The 18,713-nt window shown below is 34.4% G+C and carries 19 protein-coding genes, 1 tRNA gene and 1 pseudogene; 10 read left to right on the top strand and 11 right to left on the bottom strand.

All coding sequences use genetic code 11. The features are described 5' to 3' along the window. The first annotated feature begins 97 nt into the window (after positions 1–97). The 6 genes and pseudogenes from AC4IF5_RS02255 (at position 98) to AC4IF5_RS02230 (ending at position 7,103) form a co-directional block, all read left to right on the top strand. Positions 98–631 carry a hypothetical protein gene (locus tag AC4IF5_RS02255; protein WP_490731268.1) on the top strand — a complete coding sequence of 178 codons (534 nt, stop codon included), beginning with the start codon at positions 98–100 and terminating at the stop codon, positions 629–631. A gap of 24 nt (positions 632–655) precedes the next feature. Beyond that, positions 656–808, top strand: a pseudogene (locus tag AC4IF5_RS02250) (T9SS type A sorting domain-containing protein); the annotation flags it as partial. A gap of 399 nt (positions 809–1,207) precedes the next feature. After that, the gene (locus AC4IF5_RS02245) at positions 1,208–1,426 is read left to right on the top strand and encodes a helix-turn-helix transcriptional regulator (protein ID WP_490731266.1); all 219 of its coding nucleotides are present in this window, start codon (positions 1,208–1,210) and stop codon (positions 1,424–1,426) included. Beyond that, entirely contained in the window at positions 1,426–5,421 is a 3,996-nt protein-coding gene (locus AC4IF5_RS02240; RefSeq protein ID WP_490731264.1) for an N-6 DNA methylase, read from the top strand. Before AC4IF5_RS02245 ends, AC4IF5_RS02240 begins: the two co-directional genes overlap by 1 nt. Positions 5,422–5,474: 53 nt before the next feature. Further along, on the top strand, positions 5,475–6,368 hold the full coding sequence (locus tag AC4IF5_RS02235; RefSeq protein ID WP_490731262.1) for a restriction endonuclease: 894 nt from the start codon (positions 5,475–5,477) through the stop codon (positions 6,366–6,368). A gap of 12 nt (positions 6,369–6,380) precedes the next feature. Next, a complete protein-coding gene (locus AC4IF5_RS02230; protein ID WP_490731260.1) occupies positions 6,381–7,103 on the top strand; it encodes a hypothetical protein in 723 nt (240 codons plus the stop codon). 84 nt (positions 7,104–7,187) lie between these two features. Here AC4IF5_RS02230 and AC4IF5_RS02225 read toward each other — a convergent pair. After that, positions 7,188–7,267 (bottom strand) — tRNA-Leu (locus AC4IF5_RS02225). Positions 7,268–7,334: 67 nt separating this feature from the next. Further along, positions 7,335–8,102, bottom strand: coding sequence for an MBL fold metallo-hydrolase (locus AC4IF5_RS02220; RefSeq protein WP_490731258.1), 768 nt, complete (start codon positions 8,100–8,102; stop codon positions 7,335–7,337). A 54-nt stretch (positions 8,103–8,156) separates the two neighbouring features. Here AC4IF5_RS02220 and AC4IF5_RS02215 point away from each other — a divergent pair, with 54 nt between their 5' ends. Both AC4IF5_RS02215 and AC4IF5_RS02210 read left to right on the top strand, forming a co-directional pair. After that, on the top strand, positions 8,157–9,584 hold the full coding sequence (locus tag AC4IF5_RS02215; protein WP_490731256.1) for a TonB-dependent receptor: 1,428 nt from the start codon (positions 8,157–8,159) through the stop codon (positions 9,582–9,584). 13 nt (positions 9,585–9,597) lie between these two features. After that, complete coding sequence (locus AC4IF5_RS02210; RefSeq protein ID WP_066695598.1) at positions 9,598–10,047, top strand: GAF domain-containing protein; 450 nt, start codon at positions 9,598–9,600, stop codon at positions 10,045–10,047. Between the two features lie 92 nt (positions 10,048–10,139). Here the strand turns inward: AC4IF5_RS02210 and AC4IF5_RS02205 are convergent, their stop codons facing one another. From AC4IF5_RS02205 to AC4IF5_RS02175, 7 genes are all read right to left on the bottom strand, one after another. Next, positions 10,140–10,607 (bottom strand): cupin domain-containing protein, encoded by a 468-nt coding sequence (locus tag AC4IF5_RS02205; protein ID WP_490731253.1) that lies wholly within the window; start codon positions 10,605–10,607, stop codon positions 10,140–10,142. Positions 10,608–10,702: 95 nt separating this feature from the next. Further along, positions 10,703–11,443: an ABC transporter substrate-binding protein gene (locus AC4IF5_RS02200; protein WP_490731251.1), complete on the bottom strand. Its 741-nt coding sequence runs from the start codon at positions 11,441–11,443 to the stop codon at positions 10,703–10,705. A 26-nt stretch (positions 11,444–11,469) separates the two neighbouring features. Then, positions 11,470–12,792, bottom strand: coding sequence for a magnesium transporter (gene mgtE / locus AC4IF5_RS02195; RefSeq protein ID WP_490731249.1), 1,323 nt, complete (start codon positions 12,790–12,792; stop codon positions 11,470–11,472). Between the two features lie 173 nt (positions 12,793–12,965). Next, positions 12,966–13,133 carry a bacteriocin-like protein gene (locus AC4IF5_RS02190; RefSeq protein WP_490731247.1) on the bottom strand — a complete coding sequence of 56 codons (168 nt, stop codon included), beginning with the start codon at positions 13,131–13,133 and terminating at the stop codon, positions 12,966–12,968. Positions 13,134–13,171: 38 nt separating this feature from the next. Beyond that, positions 13,172–13,318, bottom strand: coding sequence for a bacteriocin-like protein (locus AC4IF5_RS02185; protein ID WP_490731245.1), 147 nt, complete (start codon positions 13,316–13,318; stop codon positions 13,172–13,174). A gap of 174 nt (positions 13,319–13,492) precedes the next feature. After that, on the bottom strand, positions 13,493–13,648 hold the full coding sequence (locus AC4IF5_RS02180) for a hypothetical protein (RefSeq protein WP_490731243.1): 156 nt from the start codon (positions 13,646–13,648) through the stop codon (positions 13,493–13,495). A gap of 284 nt (positions 13,649–13,932) precedes the next feature. Further along, positions 13,933–14,481 carry a pyruvate decarboxylase gene (locus AC4IF5_RS02175; protein WP_490731241.1) on the bottom strand — a complete coding sequence of 183 codons (549 nt, stop codon included), beginning with the start codon at positions 14,479–14,481 and terminating at the stop codon, positions 13,933–13,935. Positions 14,482–14,654: 173 nt separating this feature from the next. Between AC4IF5_RS02175 and rpsO the strand changes: the two genes are divergently transcribed. Both rpsO and AC4IF5_RS02165 read left to right on the top strand, forming a co-directional pair. Beyond that, a complete protein-coding gene (gene rpsO / locus AC4IF5_RS02170; protein ID WP_292014268.1) occupies positions 14,655–14,924 on the top strand; it encodes a 30S ribosomal protein S15 in 270 nt (89 codons plus the stop codon). 259 nt (positions 14,925–15,183) lie between these two features. Next, a complete protein-coding gene (locus AC4IF5_RS02165) occupies positions 15,184–16,347 on the top strand; it encodes an acyloxyacyl hydrolase (RefSeq protein ID WP_490731239.1) in 1,164 nt (387 codons plus the stop codon). A 92-nt stretch (positions 16,348–16,439) separates the two neighbouring features. Here the strand turns inward: AC4IF5_RS02165 and AC4IF5_RS02160 are convergent, their stop codons facing one another. Together AC4IF5_RS02160 and AC4IF5_RS02155 are read right to left on the bottom strand one after the other, a co-directional pair. Next, positions 16,440–16,799 (bottom strand): DUF4260 domain-containing protein, encoded by a 360-nt coding sequence (locus AC4IF5_RS02160; protein WP_490731237.1) that lies wholly within the window; start codon positions 16,797–16,799, stop codon positions 16,440–16,442. A gap of 206 nt (positions 16,800–17,005) precedes the next feature. Then, positions 17,006–18,427 carry a sugar MFS transporter gene (locus AC4IF5_RS02155; protein ID WP_490731235.1) on the bottom strand — a complete coding sequence of 474 codons (1,422 nt, stop codon included), beginning with the start codon at positions 18,425–18,427 and terminating at the stop codon, positions 17,006–17,008. Positions 18,428–18,713: the final 286 nt, after the last annotated feature.

Here is an 18,713-nt window from a genome sequence, read left to right as displayed (position 1 = left end):
AAAATAATTATATCGCAATATTACGATTAAATATTTGAAATGAAAAATAGAATTTATATGCTAATAATAAATGCATTATGTTTAATGAGTTTTTAATATGCTTTATTATAGATCTTATTTATTTATCGAAGAAAAGCCTTTGCCAAAAATAGCTTTTACCTGTGGTGGAGCAGAAAGTTTTGAAAATATTCCTATAGGTTCGGGTTCTTTTGAAACAAATACCTGGATTAACAATAATATTACCTGGACAGCTTCTGACTCAAGAACTGATCAGTCGATTAATGGTAAAGCAATTACTATCCGGAATGGTAATTTAATGAGTTCTACAATTAATGGAGGAATTAAAAGCCTTACCGTAACTACACAGCTAAAATTTGCTGAAAATCCTGGTGAACTCATAGTGGAAATAAATGATATCCAGGTTGGAATAATACCATTCAGTTCCAATGTAACCGTAACAACTATTGATAATCTGAATGTAAACGGCGATTTTATAATTAAAATTTTGAACCCAAATACAGGACAACGAATTGCAATAGATGATATATCCTGGACATGTTATTCAACTTTGGCAGCCAATGAAGTTAATAATAAGAATTCTCAACTTCTAATTTATCCTAACCCCCATTAAAACGGGGAATATTTACATTTTAATAAAACAGTAAAAGAGATTATTATTTATAATAGTGATGGCAAAATGATTAAAAAGTCCAATGTTAAGAGGAATTCAGTATTAATTGATAATCTTCCAAACGGAATATATTTTATTAATATAGAGGATTGTATAAATAAATTTATAGTTAAATAGTCTTATAATTTAATTTTTTTGTAAAACAAAGAATCCATCTCATAACTATTTTATGAGATGGATTCTTTTTAAAGAGTTACAAGTAACTCAAAATGAAAAAACTGTTCAGATTTTAGAAATCCTGCCGTTAAGCTGTTCAGATTTTATTTACCCTGTTTTTTCGTTGGTGAATGTAAGCATACTTCTTTAAAAAACAAATTCCTGACGGTTGCAAAGTATTAAAAATTTTTCAGTCGTCACTTCCTCAGACTGCTCGTTTTTTCAAAACGCTTGTCACTCGTTGCTTCTTTGTTCAAAATTTTATTTAGATATAAACTAATTAATTTTGCCAACTCCATAGACAAATAAAAATAACAAAAAATGCTAATACAATTTTAAGTATTTTTATCTTTACATCAAATGTATATTTCTATGCATAATATTCCAATTAATAGATTAAAAGCTGTCTTAGCAGAAAAACAAAAGAAGAGCAAGTGGCTTTCAAACCAGTTGAACAAATCAGAAACGACAGTTTCAAGATGGTGTAGAAATGAAGTACAACCATCAGTACAGACTTTACAAGAGATTGCGAAGCTTTTAGATGTAAACATTACAGACTTATTGAATTCGACTAAATAATGATAACTAAAGATAATTTTAAAGCACTTTTAGAAGTATTAGATTTTTCAAAATCCGGGAATATTTATTCCAAAAAATTTCCTGATTCTGATACTTATCTAAAAGTTGATTTTCAAAACGAACAACTTATATATCCTGAAGATAAAGGACTAAAGATAAATGAAAAACAAACGTGTAATTTTTCTCAAAAGGAAAATTTTGTAGTGTTTGAATGTGTTAATAGACTTCTCGAGAAAGGATATAAACCAGAGCATATTGAATTAGAACCCCGTTGGAAAGTTGGGCATGGAGCTAGTGGAGGGCGTGCTGATATTATGATTAAAGACAACTCTGGAAAATCATTATTAATTATTGAATGTAAAACTGAAGGAAAAGAATTTGATGATGCATGGAAAAAAACGTTAATAAACGGAGGACAGTTATTATCATATGTCAAACAGGCAGGAAGTACAAAATTTGTTTGTCTTTATACATCTAATCTTGATAATGATAAGGTGGTTTACAGGTCTAACATAGTAACATTAATTGATAATGAAGATTTGTTAAAGGAACTAATTAGTAAGTCTCCTTTATCTTATGAAAAAGCAAAAAGTCTTGATGTTGAAGATATTTATAATGTTTGGAAGGATATTTATGAACAAGATTATGCAACAAAAGGATTATTTGAAGCCGATATTCCTCCTTATGATATTGGAAAAACAAAATATACATTAACAGATTTAGATAAAATTAATGGTAATGATATTCAAGGTAAATATCATGAGTTTGCTACAATTCTTCGTCAGCATAACGTTTCAGGTAGAGAAAATGCTTTTGATAAGTTAGTTAATCTATTTCTATGCAAAATAGTTGATGAAAGTAGTAATTCTGATGATTTAAAATTCTATTGGAAAGGGATAGCTTATGATGATCCTTTTAGTCTGATTGATCGCCTTCAAAAGCTTTATCAAATAGGAATGGAAAAGTTCCTAGGAGAGGACGTTGTATATATAAGCAATGACCAAATCGAAGAAGCTTTTGATTTTTTTAAAAATGATAAAGATGCTACAAAAGATAAAATTAAAGAATACTTTAAAGAATTAAAGTTTTTTAATAATAACGATTTCGGCTTTATTGATGTGCATAACGAAAAGTTATTTAAACAAAACTTTAAAATATTATTGAGAATAGTTCAGATGCTTCAAGATATCCGTTTGAAAACAGATACAGATTCTGCAAGCGAAGAAAACCAATTTTTGGGAGATATGTTTGAAGGGTTCTTAGATCAAGGTGTAAAACAATCTGAAGGACAGTTTTTTACCCCAATGCCAATTGTAAAGTTTATATTAAAGTCTTTACCGTTAGAAGATATAATTGAAAATAGTGAAGATATTCCTAAAACAATTGATTATGCCTGTGGTGCTGGTCACTTTTTAAATGAATATGCAAAAGAAATAAAAGATATTATTGAATTAAAAAAAGATGCTAAACTTTCAGACTATTATGAAAGTATTTATGGTGTTGAAAAAGAATATCGTTTATCTAAAGTAGCAAAGGTCTCTGCTTTTATGTACGGTCAAGATGATATTAATATTGTTTACGCTGATGCATTGTCATCAGGAAAAGCTATGAATGATAAAGACATTAAGGATAATAGTTTTTCAGTATTGGTTGCAAATCCCCCATACAGTGTAAAGGGTTTTCTTGAAACTCTTAATGATCTTGAAAGGAAAAAATTTAAATTATTAGAAACAGTTACCGAAAAAAGTTATCCTAATAATAATAGCATAGAAGCATTTTTTATTGAGAGAGCGAAACAACTTCTAAAGCCTGGTGGAGTGGCTGGGATAATTGTTCCATCCTCTATTTTAACAAAAGGAAAATCAAAAAGTACATCTAAATCAACAAATATTTATGTTGCAACTAGAGAAGTTTTACTAAAATATTTTGATATTGTCGCAATAGCTGAGTTTGGAAGTGGTACTTTTGGTAAAACAGGAACAAATACTGTTACATTATTCATAAGACGTAAAAAAGAGAATCCTGCACCAGCGGATCATTTCAAAAACCGAATTAATGCTTGGTTTAATTTTGATAAATCAAAAGATGGAATCTTTGAAGATGAGCATTTGTTAAAATTGTATTGTAATCACTTAGAGATAAACTTTGAAGATTATCAAACTCTTTTAAAAGGTAGTCCAAATGAAGTATTATTGAACAATGATATTTTTAAGGATTATAGAAATGAATTTGATAAATGGACAGAAATAAAAAATCTAAAAGGAAGAAAAACCTTCAAAGAATTGAGTACTGAAAAACAAATTGAAGAGCTAAATAAGAGGTTTTTTATTTACGTTGTTGAAAATGAGATTGATAGGCTTTATTATTTTGTTTTGGCGAGCCATAATCCTCAAAAAGTAGTAATAATAAAAAGCCCTACGAAAACTAATGAAATTAAAAAATTTTTGGGTTATGAATGGAGCGCTGCAAAAGGAAATGAAGGAATCAAATATTTAGGGGGAATTAATCTGGCTCCATTAGAAGGAGAAAATGAAGATGAAGGGAATGTTGCTTTAGAAGAAGAAGATAAACGTGTATTAAGTAATATTTTTAACTTAAATAATATAAACACACCTCTTTATGATCCTAGTAATAAGAAGAATTCAGAAAAAATCAATTATTTAATTCACCAGAATTTTAAAGGGAATGAATTTGAGATTCCTGAAAGTCTTAAAAAAAATGTTACCTATTCTAGCTTGATAGATATGATTGATTTTAAAAGTATCGAGTTTTCTAAAATTATTAGTTTAACACCTAATAGAATAGCATCTGATGTCGAAACGATTTGGGATGTCGTAAGATTAGGGGACATAGTGGATGTGACAATTGGAGGTACCCCTTCAAGAAGTAATTCAAATTATTTTACAGGAAGTAACTTATGGGTGTCAATATCTGAAATGAATGGAAAATTAATTGAGGATACTAAAGAGAAAATTACCGAGCAAGCAATTAAAGATTCAAATGTTAAGTTAATCCCAAAAGGAACCACATTATTGAGTTTTAAGCTTTCTATAGGAAAAACAGCTATTGCAGGAAAAGACTTGTATACAAATGAGGCTATTGCTGGCTTGATTCCGACTGAAAAAGATAAGGTAATTGATTCTTACTTGTTTTATTTATTCAATGCAAAATTAATTGATTTGGAAAATGTAGGATTGAATACATTTGGTAAAAGTTTAAATAGTAGTTATTTAAGAAATGAAGTGAAAATTCCTCTTCCACCAATTGATATTCAAAAACAAATCATTGAAGAATGTAAGGCTATTGATAAAGAAGATGAAAATTTAGAAAAGAAGATCAAAACAGAATCAGATAAAATTGAAAAATTAATTGTAGAGTTTTATAATAAAGATTATCCATTAGAAAAACTTTCTGATTTATCACAAATCAATCCATCAAAAACTGAAACTCGTGAAATTGATGATAGTAGTCTTGTTTCGTTTGTTGAGATGGCATCTGTAAGTGAAGAAGGATTTATATCTCATAAAGAGGATCGCTCATTAAAAGATGTTAGAACAGGAAGCTACAAATATTTTAGAGAAGGAGATATAATTATAGCGAAAATTACTCCTTGTATGGAAAATGGAAAATGTGCTATTGCCGAAAATTTAACAAATCATATAGGGTTTGGAAGCTCAGAATTTCATGTTTTTAGAGCTAACGAGAAAAAAGTTAGTAACAAATACCTATTTGCATTTTTGAATAGAGAATCTATTAGAATAGAAGCTGAAAAAAATATGACTGGTTCGAGTGGGCATAGAAGAGTTCCAGATACATTTTATAAGTCAATTTTAATACCGGTTCCTGAAGACAAAAAGAAACAAGAGCAATTGTTACTTAATATAGAGCAAAGCAAAGAGAAAATTCAGCAAGCAAAAAATGTATTATTGAATACTCATAAACGCAAAGAAAATGTGATTTATCGCTATCTCACGAATGTAGAAAATGACCATTAGATTTCGCAACAACACAAGATTAAACATAAAAACAATAAAACTATACATTTTAAATGTCTAAATCTAAATCCAAGAAAATAGCTGAAAAGACCATTTATGCAGCTTTCAAAATCATAAAAGATAATGGAGGTGAAATGAGAGGAAGAGATGTTGTAGATAAAATTCGCAAAACTGTTACTTTTGATGAATATGAAAGTCACAGATATGAAAAAACAGGTTATATAAGATGGGAATCGATACTACACTTTTATACTATTGATTGTATGAAGGCTGGTTTTTTACGTAAACAAAAAGGAATTTGGATTCTTACCGAAGAGGGAGAAAAAGCAATCAACCTAGGACCAGAGAAGCTTTTATCTACTGCTACAAAATTTTATCGAGAATGGGATGGTAAACGTAAATCAGATACGATTGAAAATGATTTAAGTGATGGTAGTGAGGAGGATAGTATACAAATTCAAAAATCTTTATTGAGTCAGTATGAGGAGGAAGCTTCTAATGGTATTCGTAATTTTATTTGTGCTAAAAATCCTTATGAATTTCAAGATCTTATAGCTGAGTTACTAAAAGCAATGGGATATTATATCTCTGATGTCGCAAAAAGGGGACCTGATGGAGGGATTGATATTATAGCTTATACAGATCCTCTTGGGACAAGCCAACCAAGAATAATAGTACAAGTTAAGCATAGACCTACTGACTCTGTTTCCTCTGATGAAGTGCAAAAACTTGCTGGAACATTAAAACGTAATTCAGATGTTGGAATATTTGTAACTTCTGGCACATTTTCAAAACCGGCTATAAAAGAAGCAAGAGAATCAAGAGAGCATATTGAGCTAATAGACTTTGAAAGATTGATTTCTTTATGGCAGTCATATTATTATAAACTCGATGACGCTCAGAAAGTTCACCTTCCATTACACTCAATCTATTTTCTTGGAGAATAAAATTTAGTTACTATGACAGCACAATTTGAACATCGTGGAAAATTAATTTATATTGTTGAAAAACACAATGAAGTATTGCCATTTTGGAGTAGGTTTAAAAATATTAAACCATATCTTATTTCCTTTGATCATCATACAGATGTACATTGTGCCTTCCAAAGCAAAATTAATGGCATTGGTAGTAAATATAAGCCCGAATCACAAGAGGAATTTTTACAAATACAAAAAGAGTTATTATTAGAGCTTGAAGAAAATAACTTTAATAATATTTCAGAATTAAAGAATGATGAGCATGTTGATGCAGCACTGAAGCTGGGATATATTGAGAAGGCGTTAATATACAGTTATGATTCGTTTTGGAGAAAAAATAGAGTTTATACAATTAATTTTGATGAAGAATATAAAGGTCAAAGAATTATTGTAAATTCAATTTGTGTAAAAGAAAGTAATAGTGTTATAAATACTGAAAACCTGAAGCCTTGCTTTGAGTTTTTTGATAATTGTGTTAACCCTATTCTATGGGAAAAAAACTATATTCTAGATATTGATCTTGACTTTTTTAAAACAAAACTTTCAATATCCCCTCCAGATATAGCATTTTTTAAAAGCCTAATTGACAGCTCTTTGGCAATTACTATTGCAATTGAAGCAAAATTTGTTGAAATGTTAAAAGACGAAGAGGATTTAACAGCAGAGTATTTGCTAGACAAATTAATTAAAATTATTAAATCATAATTTCAATTAATTATTTTGCCACCCTTTTAACCACCCTAAAAAATCAAAAACCTCTGAAAATCAAATGATTTCAGAGGTTTTTTGTACCCAGGACCGGGATCGAACCGGTACTCCTAAGAACTGGTGTTTGAGACCAGCGCGTCTACCAATTCCGCCACCTGGGCTGCTGTAAATCGGTGTGCAAATATAGAAACTTTTATTAAAACTCAAAAGTTTTTTTGCAGAATTTTTTTAGAAATTTACTTCCAAACCGTCGTAGGCAAGGTGCATTCCGGGGGGAAGTTGTTTATCTTCAATATCATGTACGCCTAAATGATGGCTGATGTGGGTTAAAAATAATTGTTTAGGTTTTAGTTCTTCAAACAATTGAATAACGTCCGGAAGAATAAAATGAGCGGGATGCGGGTCAAATTTTCTGATGCAGTTTAAGACCAGGACATCCAGATCCTTCAGTTTTTCCTTTTCTGTTTCAGAAATAAAGCCGGCATCTGTAATATAAGCCAGGTTTTTAAACTTATATCCAAAAACGGTAATTTTATAATGAATTACTTCAACAGGAGTGATTTCGGTATCTAAAACCCGAAACGGTTTGTTTTCTATTTCATGAAGTTCAAATGCGGGAGCTCCGGGATATCTTACGTCTGCAAAAGCATAGGGAAAGCGGTTTTTAATCTCGTGGGCAACTCTTGAGTAGCAGTAGAGAGGAACATCTTTTCCACTTTTGAAGATTAACGGACGCATATCATCCAGCCCGATCACGTGGTCATTATGTTCATGGGTAATCAGCGCAATATCTACGTTATGTTCATGGTTGATAAGCATTTGCTGCCTGAAATCCGGACCGCAGTCGATGAGTATTTTTTTATTTTCTTCCGTAGTTACCATCACGGAAGAGCGTAAACGTTTGTCCTTGGGATTTTCGGAAGTACACACTTCACATGTACAGCCTATAACGGGCACGCCCTGGGAAGTACCGGTTCCTAAAAATTTCAACTTCATTTTGTTTTGAGGTTGGTTTAATTTTGGTAAATTTACAAAAAATTTAATGTCCTAATGTATCAGAAACTAACTCCTAAACAAAAAGCATTAACAATTAATCTAGATCCTACTATTTATGGTACTTTCGCAGAAATTGGAGCAGGACAGGAAACTGTTCGTCACTTTTTTAGAGCAGGAGGAGCTTCCGGTACAATTGCTAAGGCAATGTCTGCTTATGACAAAGATTTTAGTGACGCCATTTACGGAAAAGAAGTAAAAAACAGGTATGTTACCCAGAACAGGCTTCGCAAAATGCTTCGTTATGAAGTAGCATTGATCGAAGAGAGGATTTCAAGGGATAATAATCCTGACCGTAAATTCTTTTCCTATGCGAATACTGTAACGACGATCAACTTTGATAAAACCGTTAGAGGGCACGGTTGGGTAGGAATCCGTTTTCAGACAAAAGAAAATGAAGATTATAATGAGATCGTAATTCACGTAAAATTCAAGGAAAACGATGCTACTCTGCAGCAGGAAACCTTAGGTAATCTGGGAGTAAACCTGATCTTTGGGGCTTTCAATTATTATGATAATCCAAGAACTTTGGTTGAATCATTATACGATGATATCGCAAAAGACAATCTGGAAATTGATATGATCGATTTCAGCGGACCTGCTTTCGCCTATGTAGATAACAGGCTGATGTCTTTACAGCTTGTGAAAAACGGGATGACAGACGCTGTGATTTTCAATTCTCAGGGCAATAATATGCTTCCTGCAGACGTTTTATATAAGAAAAATATTTTTGCTGTAAGAGGAAGCTTCAGACCGGTAACTAAAGTCAATATCGATATGCTTCAGAATGGATTGGATATGTTCTTAAAAGACGCCATCTGTACCCATGAAGAAACTGAAGTCCTTATTGAGATTACTATCTCCAACCTCAGAGCAGACGGAGATATTGATGAAAGGGACTTCCTGGATAGGGTAGATATTCTGGGGAAACTGGGATATACCGTTATTATTTCAAACTTCTCTGAATATTACAGGCTGATCGATTACTTTGCCTCTTATACAGGCGGAAACATCGGAGTGGCAATGGGAGTAAATAACCTGTTGATGGTATTTGATGAGAAGTATTATAAAGATTTGTCAGGTGGAATTCTGGAAGCATTCGGTAAATTTTTCAGAAACGGGATGAGAGTGTATCTGTATCCTTATAAAGACCCTGAAACCCATCAGCTATTGGACTCTTCAAACCTTAAAGTGGAGGAGAACCTTAAAGAATTATACAAGTATTTCAAACGTAACAACCGTATTGTAGATATTACCAATTATAATCCGGACTTCTTGGAAATTTACTCGAGAGAAATACTGAGAAAAATAGCATGCTGTATCAAAGGCTGGGAAACACAGGTTCCGGACGGTGTGGCAGAAATGATCAAAGAGCGTGGAATGTTCGGCTACAAAGAAGAGCTTTCCTTAAAACAATTCTCTTAAAATAATAAATACAATGTCAGAATTAAAAAAAAGACTTTCCTCAATTCTTGAAAGTCCTAAACATAATACAGAAGAAAAGCTTGAAAAAGTTTGCCACCTGCTGGATCAGGAAATTTCCTATTTCAACTGGACAGGTTTCTATTTCAAAAACGGGGATAAGGATGAATTGATCTTAGGCCCTTATGTGGGAGCTCCTACAGATCATACCATTATTCCTTATGGAAAAGGAATTTGCGGTCAGGTTGCTGTTTCCAATGAAACATTTGTTGTTCCTGATGTGCATGAAGAAAGTAACTATTTAAGCTGTTCAATTGATACAAAAGCAGAGATCGTAGTTCCGATCTTTAAAGATGGAAAGAATATTGGCCAGATCGATATTGATTCCCACACTATAGATCCTTTTACTGCTGAAGACCGTGAATTATTGGAATGGCTTTGTAATGAAGTTTCCAAAATTTTGTAATTAAGATTCTACGAGAATATATAGTAAACTCCTGCTTTTATAAGCGGGAGTTTTGTTTATTATCTGCTGAATTCAGGCTTGCAATTCATTTATTATGGATTATTAGTAGTGATGACAAACATTATTAAAGGCTCATTACCTGTGTTTTCAATAGAATGATAGCCTATAGAGCTGATGGCTGTAATATCTCCTTTTTGGAGTATTTTTTTGCGCACCGGTCCTTGTGTTCCGGTTCTTTCACGATATTCTCCGGTTCCATGTACTACGACGTACAGCTCTTCCTCATTTCTTTCATTGTGAGTATGAAATCCGGATTCGTCACCTTTGTTCAATAAAACCATATAAGCAGCCAGACGATTATTGGCTAATTCCTTCTGATCGAACATTTGTATCATATATACGGTTCCGTTTCCGCCATACATTCTTTCCCGTTTGTCTACCCGTGTAATGGTTCTTTCTTTTTTTTCAAACGCCATTACATAGAGGTGGATATATTTTGAGACTTCTTGTATTACGTGATCAAATTCTGCTCCTTCGGATAATATAGTGGTATCAGACATGCGGACTAAGTATTAATTTATAATAAGGACAGTTCAATGTACCAAAAATTATAGAATAATACAAAACTTCTATGCTTTTTAAGGATAATAAAAAATCAGCCTTTCTGTGTCATATGGATCTCTGTCAGCAATTCTTTAAAGTAATGCTCACATTTTGCAATGTGCGTTCCATACCACGAAAACGCCTCACCATCTACGATCATAATCTTTTTGTCAGGATAAAGTACCCTTAGCTCCTCAATATGTTTTTCTTTAAAAGGAAACGGTTCGGATGACAGCATAATAAGATCAGCATCGGCCAGATCCTCAGTTGTTATTTGAGGATATCTTGTCTGCCCTTTAAATATATTTTCAAATCCTATTTCCGATAAGATCCGGTGGATAAAAGTATCAGAGCCAATCGTCATATAAGGGTTTTTCCAGATAAGGTAAGCTGCTTTTACAGGCGTGTCCAGTTTTGCCTGATGGAGAATATCATAAATTTTAAGATTGAAAGCCTGGGCTCTTTCCTCTTTACCGAAGAGCTTTCCTAGATTTTTTAAGAGATAATAATTGTCTTCAATCGTTTCAACATTGGTTACCATTACTTTGAAATCATCCATTAAAGTTTCTACCTGATCTTTAACATTTTCCTCTTTATTTGCAAGGATAAGATCCGGATTTAAAGCTTTGATCTTTTCAATATTGATGTTCTTGGTACCGCCGATTATGGCTACATTCTTTACTTTGTCTTTAGGATGAATACAGAATTTTGTCCTGCCGATAACTTCATTTTCAGTCAGTCCCAGATCGAATAAAGCCTCAGTAATAGAGGGTACAAGCGAAACGATTTTCATATTGGCATATTAGATGATGCCTAAAATTACAAAAGTTTTCCGGTTAAGAAAAGTCCGGCTACCGTAAAATAGATGATCAGCCCCGTAACGTCCACTAATGTTGCTACAAAGGGAGCCGAAGAAGTGGCAGGGTCAAGCTTTAATTTCTTTAAAACAAACGGGATCATAGAACCGGATAAAGTTCCCCATAATACGATGGCGATCAGGGAAACAGATACACTTAATGCAACATATACCCAGTACTGACCATAATCAAAAAGCCCTACCTGCTGCCATAGCATAATTCTGATAAATCCGATGGCTCCCAGGATGACTCCCAGGCATATTCCTGAAATAATTTCTTTTCTCATGACGTACCACCAGTCTTTCAGCCCGATTTCCTGAAGGGCCATGGCCCGGATAATAAGGGTTGCGGCCTGAGAACCGGAATTTCCTCCACTGGAAATGATCAACGGTACAAATAGAGCCAATACAACAGCTTTTTCAATTTCCTTATCAAAATATCCCATTGCCGAAGCGGTAAGCATTTCTGAAATAAATAAAATGATCAGCCATGTCGCTCTTTTTTTGATCATTTCGGTCCAGGAAGTTTGGGTGTAGGGAAGATCAAGGGCTTCCAATCCCCCGAATTTCTGGATGTCCTCCGTATTCTGCTGTTCAATTTGATCGAGAATGTCATCAATGGTCACAATTCCTACCAAAACACCGGCTTCCGTAATGATAGGAAGGGCGCCACGGTCATACTTTTCAAAGTAGGTGACCGCGTCTTCTTTGGAAGTGGTTGTGGTGATCGCTACAAAATGATTATCCGTAATATCAGAAACCAGCGTATCTTCTTCTTCCAGCAGTAACGTTCCGATGGCAAGGTCATCGATCAGGCGGTTTCTTTCATCCACTACATACAGGTAGTTCATGGTTTCCACTCTTTTTCCTACCTTTTTTATTTGCTGAAGGCATCGCTTTACCGTCCATTCCTTACGGATCTGGATGTAATAAGGGGTCATCAGACGGGCAATAGAATCTGAATTATATCCCAAGAGCTTTAAAGCGATCCTTCTTTCCTGTGGATTAAGATGATTGATAGAATACTTGATAAGCTCATCCGGAAAGTCTTCGAAAAGAGCTGTCCTGTCATCGGGAGTCATGGCATTCAGAATTTCAGAAACTTCATCGCTTCCGATACTTCTGATGGTATCTTCCTGAAAGTCAGGGTCAAGGTGCGAAAAAACTTCTGCTTTGTATTCTTTCGGAACTTTCAAAAACGCGAGTAGCCTCTCATCAGCAGGAAGGTTGCTAAGAGTTTCGGCAATATCGGCAGGGTTGAAGATAAGTTCGTCTCTAGAATTCAAAACGTGAAATTTTTGGATATGCAAAAATAATTCAAATTTTTAAGACTGAGTAATAAACTGGGAAAATTAAGGATTAATTAAAATGTAACGCTTCAGAATAAGCATAAAAAAACACCCGCCGGAGCGGATGTTTAAAAATTAAATTTTAAAAAATCATAAATGGCCTGCGTTAATCAAAAAATAGGTTCGCATTGTATAACAGGAGAGTAGATACACATTCCTCCTTCACAGCACTGACCAGGATCGCATTGTGCGCTGGTACTGCATTTTTTGATCGGACCGCTGCCCTTGATCTCCTTTTGCTCGTTTCTGTTGAGCTTTTTGAAGTTTGAGTTTTTCATACCGATGAGTTTTGATGTTAGGAGACAAGATGCCGGATTTACTCTTCAATGCAGGCGTATTCCATACAGGCTCCTCTGCAGCAAAATCCTATAAAACATGGTCTGGTTTCGCTGCATTTGGTAGGTCCGATACCTCCATTAATTTGTTTTGCAGCTTCTCTACTGAGTTTCTTTAAATTTTTCATATGATTTAGATTTTAATGTAAATACTAAAGTAATGAATATTTTTCAATTATTCATCATTTGGTGATTTTATTTATATGGTATTCAGGAGTTTGTGATATATTTTGTTGGAATTGTAATGGAAAAAGCGCCTGTGTAAAATAATAGCAAAGACTTTGTATTTTACGAAAAAAATACTACAGCTCAGGAGATACGTAATAAACACAGACTTTTCCACAGCATGATCCACCCGGACATTCGAATGAATAATTACATTTCTGAAGTCCTTTGCCTCCTCCCGGAATCTCTTTCTGACCGTTCCTGCTCAGTCTTTTTAAATTTGAACTTTTCATAGCGGTTTGGATGTAATGTAAAACTAAAGTAATGAAAGACCTGAGCATCATCTGCAAATTGAAGATGTTCGGAAGGGAAGAGTCTATGAATGACGGGAATAGAATTATGAATTAGTTTTGGTACAAAGACATCAATGGGAGGCAGCAATCAAGAGTAAATGAGATTTCAGGTACCGGATAGATCAAGCAGATAGAAATGAGCTCCATAATTCGAGCAAATCGCCAATAACAGTAAAACCGTTGAAATTTTAAATTCTGAACCACAAAACTTTAAACCCTGAACTTCAAAGCTCTGTTTCCGTAGGCTTCAGTTTTCTCAGTTGTTTAATGATTCCTTTGATAGCACCGTCCGTTCCTATTTTAATGGAATTGACCGTAGAGCCCAGCAAACGCATGTTTTTTCTGTAGGTATCATAGTCGGTTTCAGTGACTAGGTTACCATCAGCCCCGAAAAGCTTCATGCTTACCACAACCTGATTGGAGAAAACATATTTACCCAGACCTACTTTGAAATACCTTACTTTGGAAACAATGGCAAAATCAGCATCGTTGTTGACACAGTAATCCATGATGGTCTGCTTATCTATACTGTCAAAGGGAACCTGAACTTCAGCCCGGAGCATTTTGTTTTTTCTTCCGCTGAAATTGTCAGAAACGGCATCGAAAAAAGCAGTATTGGTAGGATCTTTTATTTCATCAATATCGGGCTCTACCTCGGGATTGAAGTAGAGAACTTTTTTTATCTTATCATCAGCACTTTTCTGTGCTTTTACCGAAGTAAAACCGATGAATAAAAAAGTGATCACTGCTGTAAAGAATATAATTTTTCTCATTTGTAATTCGAATGCAAAATTACTGCCTTTTCGTTGGATTACATCAAATTTATTAAGATTTTTTTAACATTTTTTTCTATCAATTTTGATTTATGAAATCAATAATGTTTGCAGAATCAAAAAATAGTCGTAATTTTGCAGCCGTTACATAATAATCATTAAACAATATTGGAATGTACTTAACAACAGAAAAAAAGCAGGAAATTTTCGCAAAACACGGAAAATCTGCACAGGACACAGGAAGTGCTGAAGGACAAATCGCACTTTTCACTTTCAGAATCAACCACCTTTCTGCTCACTTAAAGAGCAACCACAAAGATTTCAACACTGAAAAATCTCTGGTTAAATTGGTAGGTAAAAGAAAAAGATTACTAGATTACCTTAAAAATAAAAATATCGAAAGATATAGAGCGATCATCGCTGAACTAGGTTTAAGAAAATAATCTATAAAGATTTTCAAAAACAAAAAGCAACTTCGAAAGAGGTTGCTTTTTTTATGAAGTTTCACGAGCCGCAGATAATGCCAGAGACCGCCTGTCATTGTATTTATTTTTTTAATTCTTTTTATAAAATAGAGCTTTAGTTTACGTTTATGTGTTGTAATACTATTTAAAATAAACATAATCATTATTTTTATGACGTTTTTTTTGATTTTTATTCGATAGATTCCTAGATTTACCGCTTTTAAATTATTTTACTGTTTTGAAGCACTTTTATTTATTTTTCCTTGTAGCGGTATTTTTCTGCAAAGCCCAAAAAAATGACTCACTTCCCAAAAGAACCCTTATCTATTCTGCAGGAGTCGAATATGGAACGATCCTGCCCACTAATATTGCATTGCAGGATTATGAGAACAGGAATTACAGGGGGTATTCCTTTCAGTTAATGAAGCAGCCGACAGGAAAAAATGAGTGGGAAAAAGACTTCAGCTATCCACAGTATGGGATCGGTTTTTTTGCTTTTGATTTTATGAAAAACCGTGAAATGAAAAGTCCTTTTGCCATATATGGAATTTATAATGCCAAAATAAAGCAATGGGGAAAGCTCAAATGGTTTCATACGGTGAATTTTGGAATTTCATTCAATGCCAGGCCTTTTGATGAAGATGAAAAGTACTATAATATTTCATTGGGATCGAGAACCAATATGTTTATCAGCCTGGGAACCGGAATTTATTATGAGCTGGGAAAACACTTTGATATTGGATTGAATTTCAAATTCAATCATCTTTCCAACGGAGGCTTAAAGATACCTAATAAAGGACTGAATACAATAGCACCACAGCTTAGCCTTACCTATTATCCTGAACGGATAACGCCTCAAAAATCAGATACCGCTGCTGTTGATAATAAAAAATATACCTCTCTTGAAGTTTCTGTCTTCGGAGGCCGTAAGAATGCTTTTTACAGAGGGGAGAGTCATGGAGATCTGAAGAATTACTATTCAGGATTTAATTATTCTGTGTATGGAACAGAAGTATTGTACATGCGGCAGTATTCCCGGAAATCAGCATATGGAATCGGGGTGGGAATTACGATGGATGATCATTATAATCATGAGATGTATGTATCGGATAGTACACTCTATCAAAAAAAACGGTTTTCAGCTGATCAGCCTTTATTGAGTATAATGCCTTCTTACCGTTTGATCATGGGAAGATTATATGTGAATTTCGGAGCAGGATATTATCTTGCCAAAAAGCAGAGAAAATATGATAATTCCATTTTTTTCCAGAGAATAGCCTTACAGTACCAGATTACGGACAGGTTGTTTGCTTCATTTGGAATTAATGCATATGACATGCATGTGGCCAATTATCTTGAGTGGAAGCTTGGTTATACCTTTATCAGGAAGAAAATAAAATAATCAAGTTTAAATAACTCTCATCAATAAGAGCTGGCGTATGATATTTGAACTCTTTCTGGTTTTTACTATTTAAAGTTATACGTTATCATAATTTAAGGATGTTTCTTACCAATTTTCCCCAAATGCGTACTCTGAAAACTATCCGGATATTTTAAACCATAGCCTAAAATTCTGTCAAAAGCGGAATGAGAAAATAGGATGGCCCCAATCATCTGTAAATAGGGTAGAGATAAAGCTGTACCGGCAAGATAAACAATGATAGCCACTCCAAGGTGGTGAAAAAGGTTGTAAAAAAATGCTCCCACTTTAGTATTGACCGTATATCCCAGCATGGAAATATCAGGTGCGAGGAAAAGACCTGCAAACCACCACCAGGAATATTCCGTTTGGGCAAAAGCAAGGATTCCTAAAATTAAGAATGCTGCATATTCAAGTTTTAGCTGGATTTTCATAGGATAGGCTTAAGTGATATTGGATAAGTAGGATTTTTCGGAGTAAAGTTACACTTTGATGCCAATGAAAAAAAGAGACGTTTTTCTTTATTTTATATTTTTGCCACGAATGCACAAATTTTTCTTTTATTCGTGCATTCGTGGCAAAAAAAAGGCTTTCTCAATTTGAGAAAGCCTTCTGTTATTTTTATTTTAGATCATATATTTTAATGACCTGATTTTGCTTCCGTATTTTCTACATGTCCAAGATATTTGGTACAATAAGCCCCAAAGATCAGAATGACAAGATAGCAGAACACAGGAATGATAAAAGAATGCTGTACCCCAAACTGGTCAGCAAGATAACCCTGGATAATAGGGACGATTGCTCCTCCCAGAATAGCCATGACGACCAGAGAAGATCCCTGACTGGTATATTTTCCCAATCCTGAGATCGCCAGGGTATAAATATTGGAGAACATGATGGAGTTAAAAATTCCGATACCCAGAATACTGTACATCGCCAGCTCTCCGTGATTTACCATGGCGGAGATCAATAGTACAACATTGATTGCTGCAAAGATCGATAAAGTTCTTGCCGGGGCAGCTTTACCAACGAAAAAGGCAATGAAGTTAAGAGCAATAAAAACAAGGAAAAAGCTGATCTGGGCAAAGCTAAGGTTAACGATACTGAAGATCACAAGAAAAACGGCTGCTGCTGCTCCCAGCATATAAATAGCCTTTTTTTCCTGACTCAACGACTGGTTTAAAGAGATAGCCCCAAGGAAACGGCCGATCATGGCTCCTCCCCAATACAGTGAAAGGTAATTTTTACTGATGATCTCATTAAAACCCATAATCTGTGGCTGCTCCAGGAAACTGATGATAAAACTTCCTACCGCAACTTCTCCCCCTACATAACAGAACATGGCAAATACTCCAAATTTCAGATGACTGAATTCAAGAGCTCCCCAGCCTTTTACGATTTCCTCTTCTCCCATCCGGAATGACGGAAGCTTTACCCTGGAAATCAATAGGGCTACCAATAATAGGATTCCGGCAAAGATCAGGTAAGGAATCCTGGTCGCTACAGCACTGAAAGATCCGTCCGGTGATGAGAAAAACTCAAAAATAAGATGGCCTCCAAGTACCGGGGCAATGGTGGTTCCGAATGCATTGAATGCCTGTGTCATATTCAAACGGCTGGAAGCGGATTCTTCACTCCCTAATAAAGAAACATAAGCATTGGCCGTAATCTGCAATACCGTGAAGCCCAGTCCCAGAATAAACAAAGCTCCTAAAAACAGGGGATAGTAAGAAAATGTAGCCGCCGGATAAAACAGGATGCAGCCTAAGGCAGCCAGAAAGATCCCGAATAAAATTCCTTTCTTATACCCTAATTTGTTGATAGGATCCCCTTTGGAGATAGAGATCAGGAAATAGATCAGTGACCCGATGAAGTAAGCTCCGAAGAAACAGAACTGTACCAGCATGGATTCAAAAAAGGTGAGCTTAAAGAGTTGCTTCAGATAGGGGATCAGGATGTCATTCATACACGTAATGAATCCCCACATAAAAAACAGCAGGGTGATGGTGATCAACGGAACCGTGTAATTCCTGCTTTGTGGTTGTACTTCTTTATTAATCATAAACATTTATTTATCTGTGGTAAGGACAAGACCTTAACTTTTTTTGCCTACAGCATGGTATTGGGTGAAGTAGGGCAAATATAGGGATCAGCCTATGGTTTTGCAATTATTTTGACTTCTTTTATACGAAAATATATACTTTTTATCGGTCTTAAATGTTATTTTCACTTTTTGAGACAATAATACAAAAACAGCAGGATTTTTCAATATAATATCTTCAGAAAAACAGTTTTTTATTTTTCCGGATAATAAATAAGTGGCGAATACAGGTAGAAACTTTTGAATC

The sequence above is a fragment of the Chryseobacterium sp. UF-290 genome, from assembly GCF_058245615.1.
This window is presented reverse-complemented; position numbering and strand designations above follow the sequence as displayed.

Coding starts and splice junctions, on each gene's coding strand:
- AC4IF5_RS02255 (WP_490731268.1), top strand. CDS start 98: ATGCTTTATTATAGATCTTATTTATTTATCGAAGAAAAGCCTTTGCCA.
- AC4IF5_RS02245 (WP_490731266.1), top strand. CDS start 1,208: ATGTATATTTCTATGCATAATATTCCAATTAATAGATTAAAAGCTGTC.
- AC4IF5_RS02240 (WP_490731264.1), top strand. CDS start 1,426: ATGATAACTAAAGATAATTTTAAAGCACTTTTAGAAGTATTAGATTTT.
- AC4IF5_RS02235 (WP_490731262.1), top strand. CDS start 5,475: ATGTCTAAATCTAAATCCAAGAAAATAGCTGAAAAGACCATTTATGCA.
- AC4IF5_RS02230 (WP_490731260.1), top strand. CDS start 6,381: ATGACAGCACAATTTGAACATCGTGGAAAATTAATTTATATTGTTGAA.
- AC4IF5_RS02220 (WP_490731258.1), bottom strand. CDS start 8,102: ATGAAGTTGAAATTTTTAGGAACCGGTACTTCCCAGGGCGTGCCCGTT.
- AC4IF5_RS02215 (WP_490731256.1), top strand. CDS start 8,157: ATGTATCAGAAACTAACTCCTAAACAAAAAGCATTAACAATTAATCTA.
- AC4IF5_RS02210 (WP_066695598.1), top strand. CDS start 9,598: ATGTCAGAATTAAAAAAAAGACTTTCCTCAATTCTTGAAAGTCCTAAA.
- AC4IF5_RS02205 (WP_490731253.1), bottom strand. CDS start 10,607: ATGTCTGATACCACTATATTATCCGAAGGAGCAGAATTTGATCACGTA.
- AC4IF5_RS02200 (WP_490731251.1), bottom strand. CDS start 11,443: ATGAAAATCGTTTCGCTTGTACCCTCTATTACTGAGGCTTTATTCGAT.
- AC4IF5_RS02190 (WP_490731247.1), bottom strand. CDS start 13,133: ATGAAAAACTCAAACTTCAAAAAGCTCAACAGAAACGAGCAAAAGGAG.
- AC4IF5_RS02185 (WP_490731245.1), bottom strand. CDS start 13,318: ATGAAAAATTTAAAGAAACTCAGTAGAGAAGCTGCAAAACAAATTAAT.
- AC4IF5_RS02180 (WP_490731243.1), bottom strand. CDS start 13,648: ATGAAAAGTTCAAATTTAAAAAGACTGAGCAGGAACGGTCAGAAAGAG.
- AC4IF5_RS02175 (WP_490731241.1), bottom strand. CDS start 14,481: ATGAGAAAAATTATATTCTTTACAGCAGTGATCACTTTTTTATTCATC.
- rpsO (WP_292014268.1), top strand. CDS start 14,655: ATGTACTTAACAACAGAAAAAAAGCAGGAAATTTTCGCAAAACACGGA.
- AC4IF5_RS02160 (WP_490731237.1), bottom strand. CDS start 16,799: ATGAAAATCCAGCTAAAACTTGAATATGCAGCATTCTTAATTTTAGGA.
- AC4IF5_RS02155 (WP_490731235.1), bottom strand. CDS start 18,427: ATGATTAATAAAGAAGTACAACCACAAAGCAGGAATTACACGGTTCCG.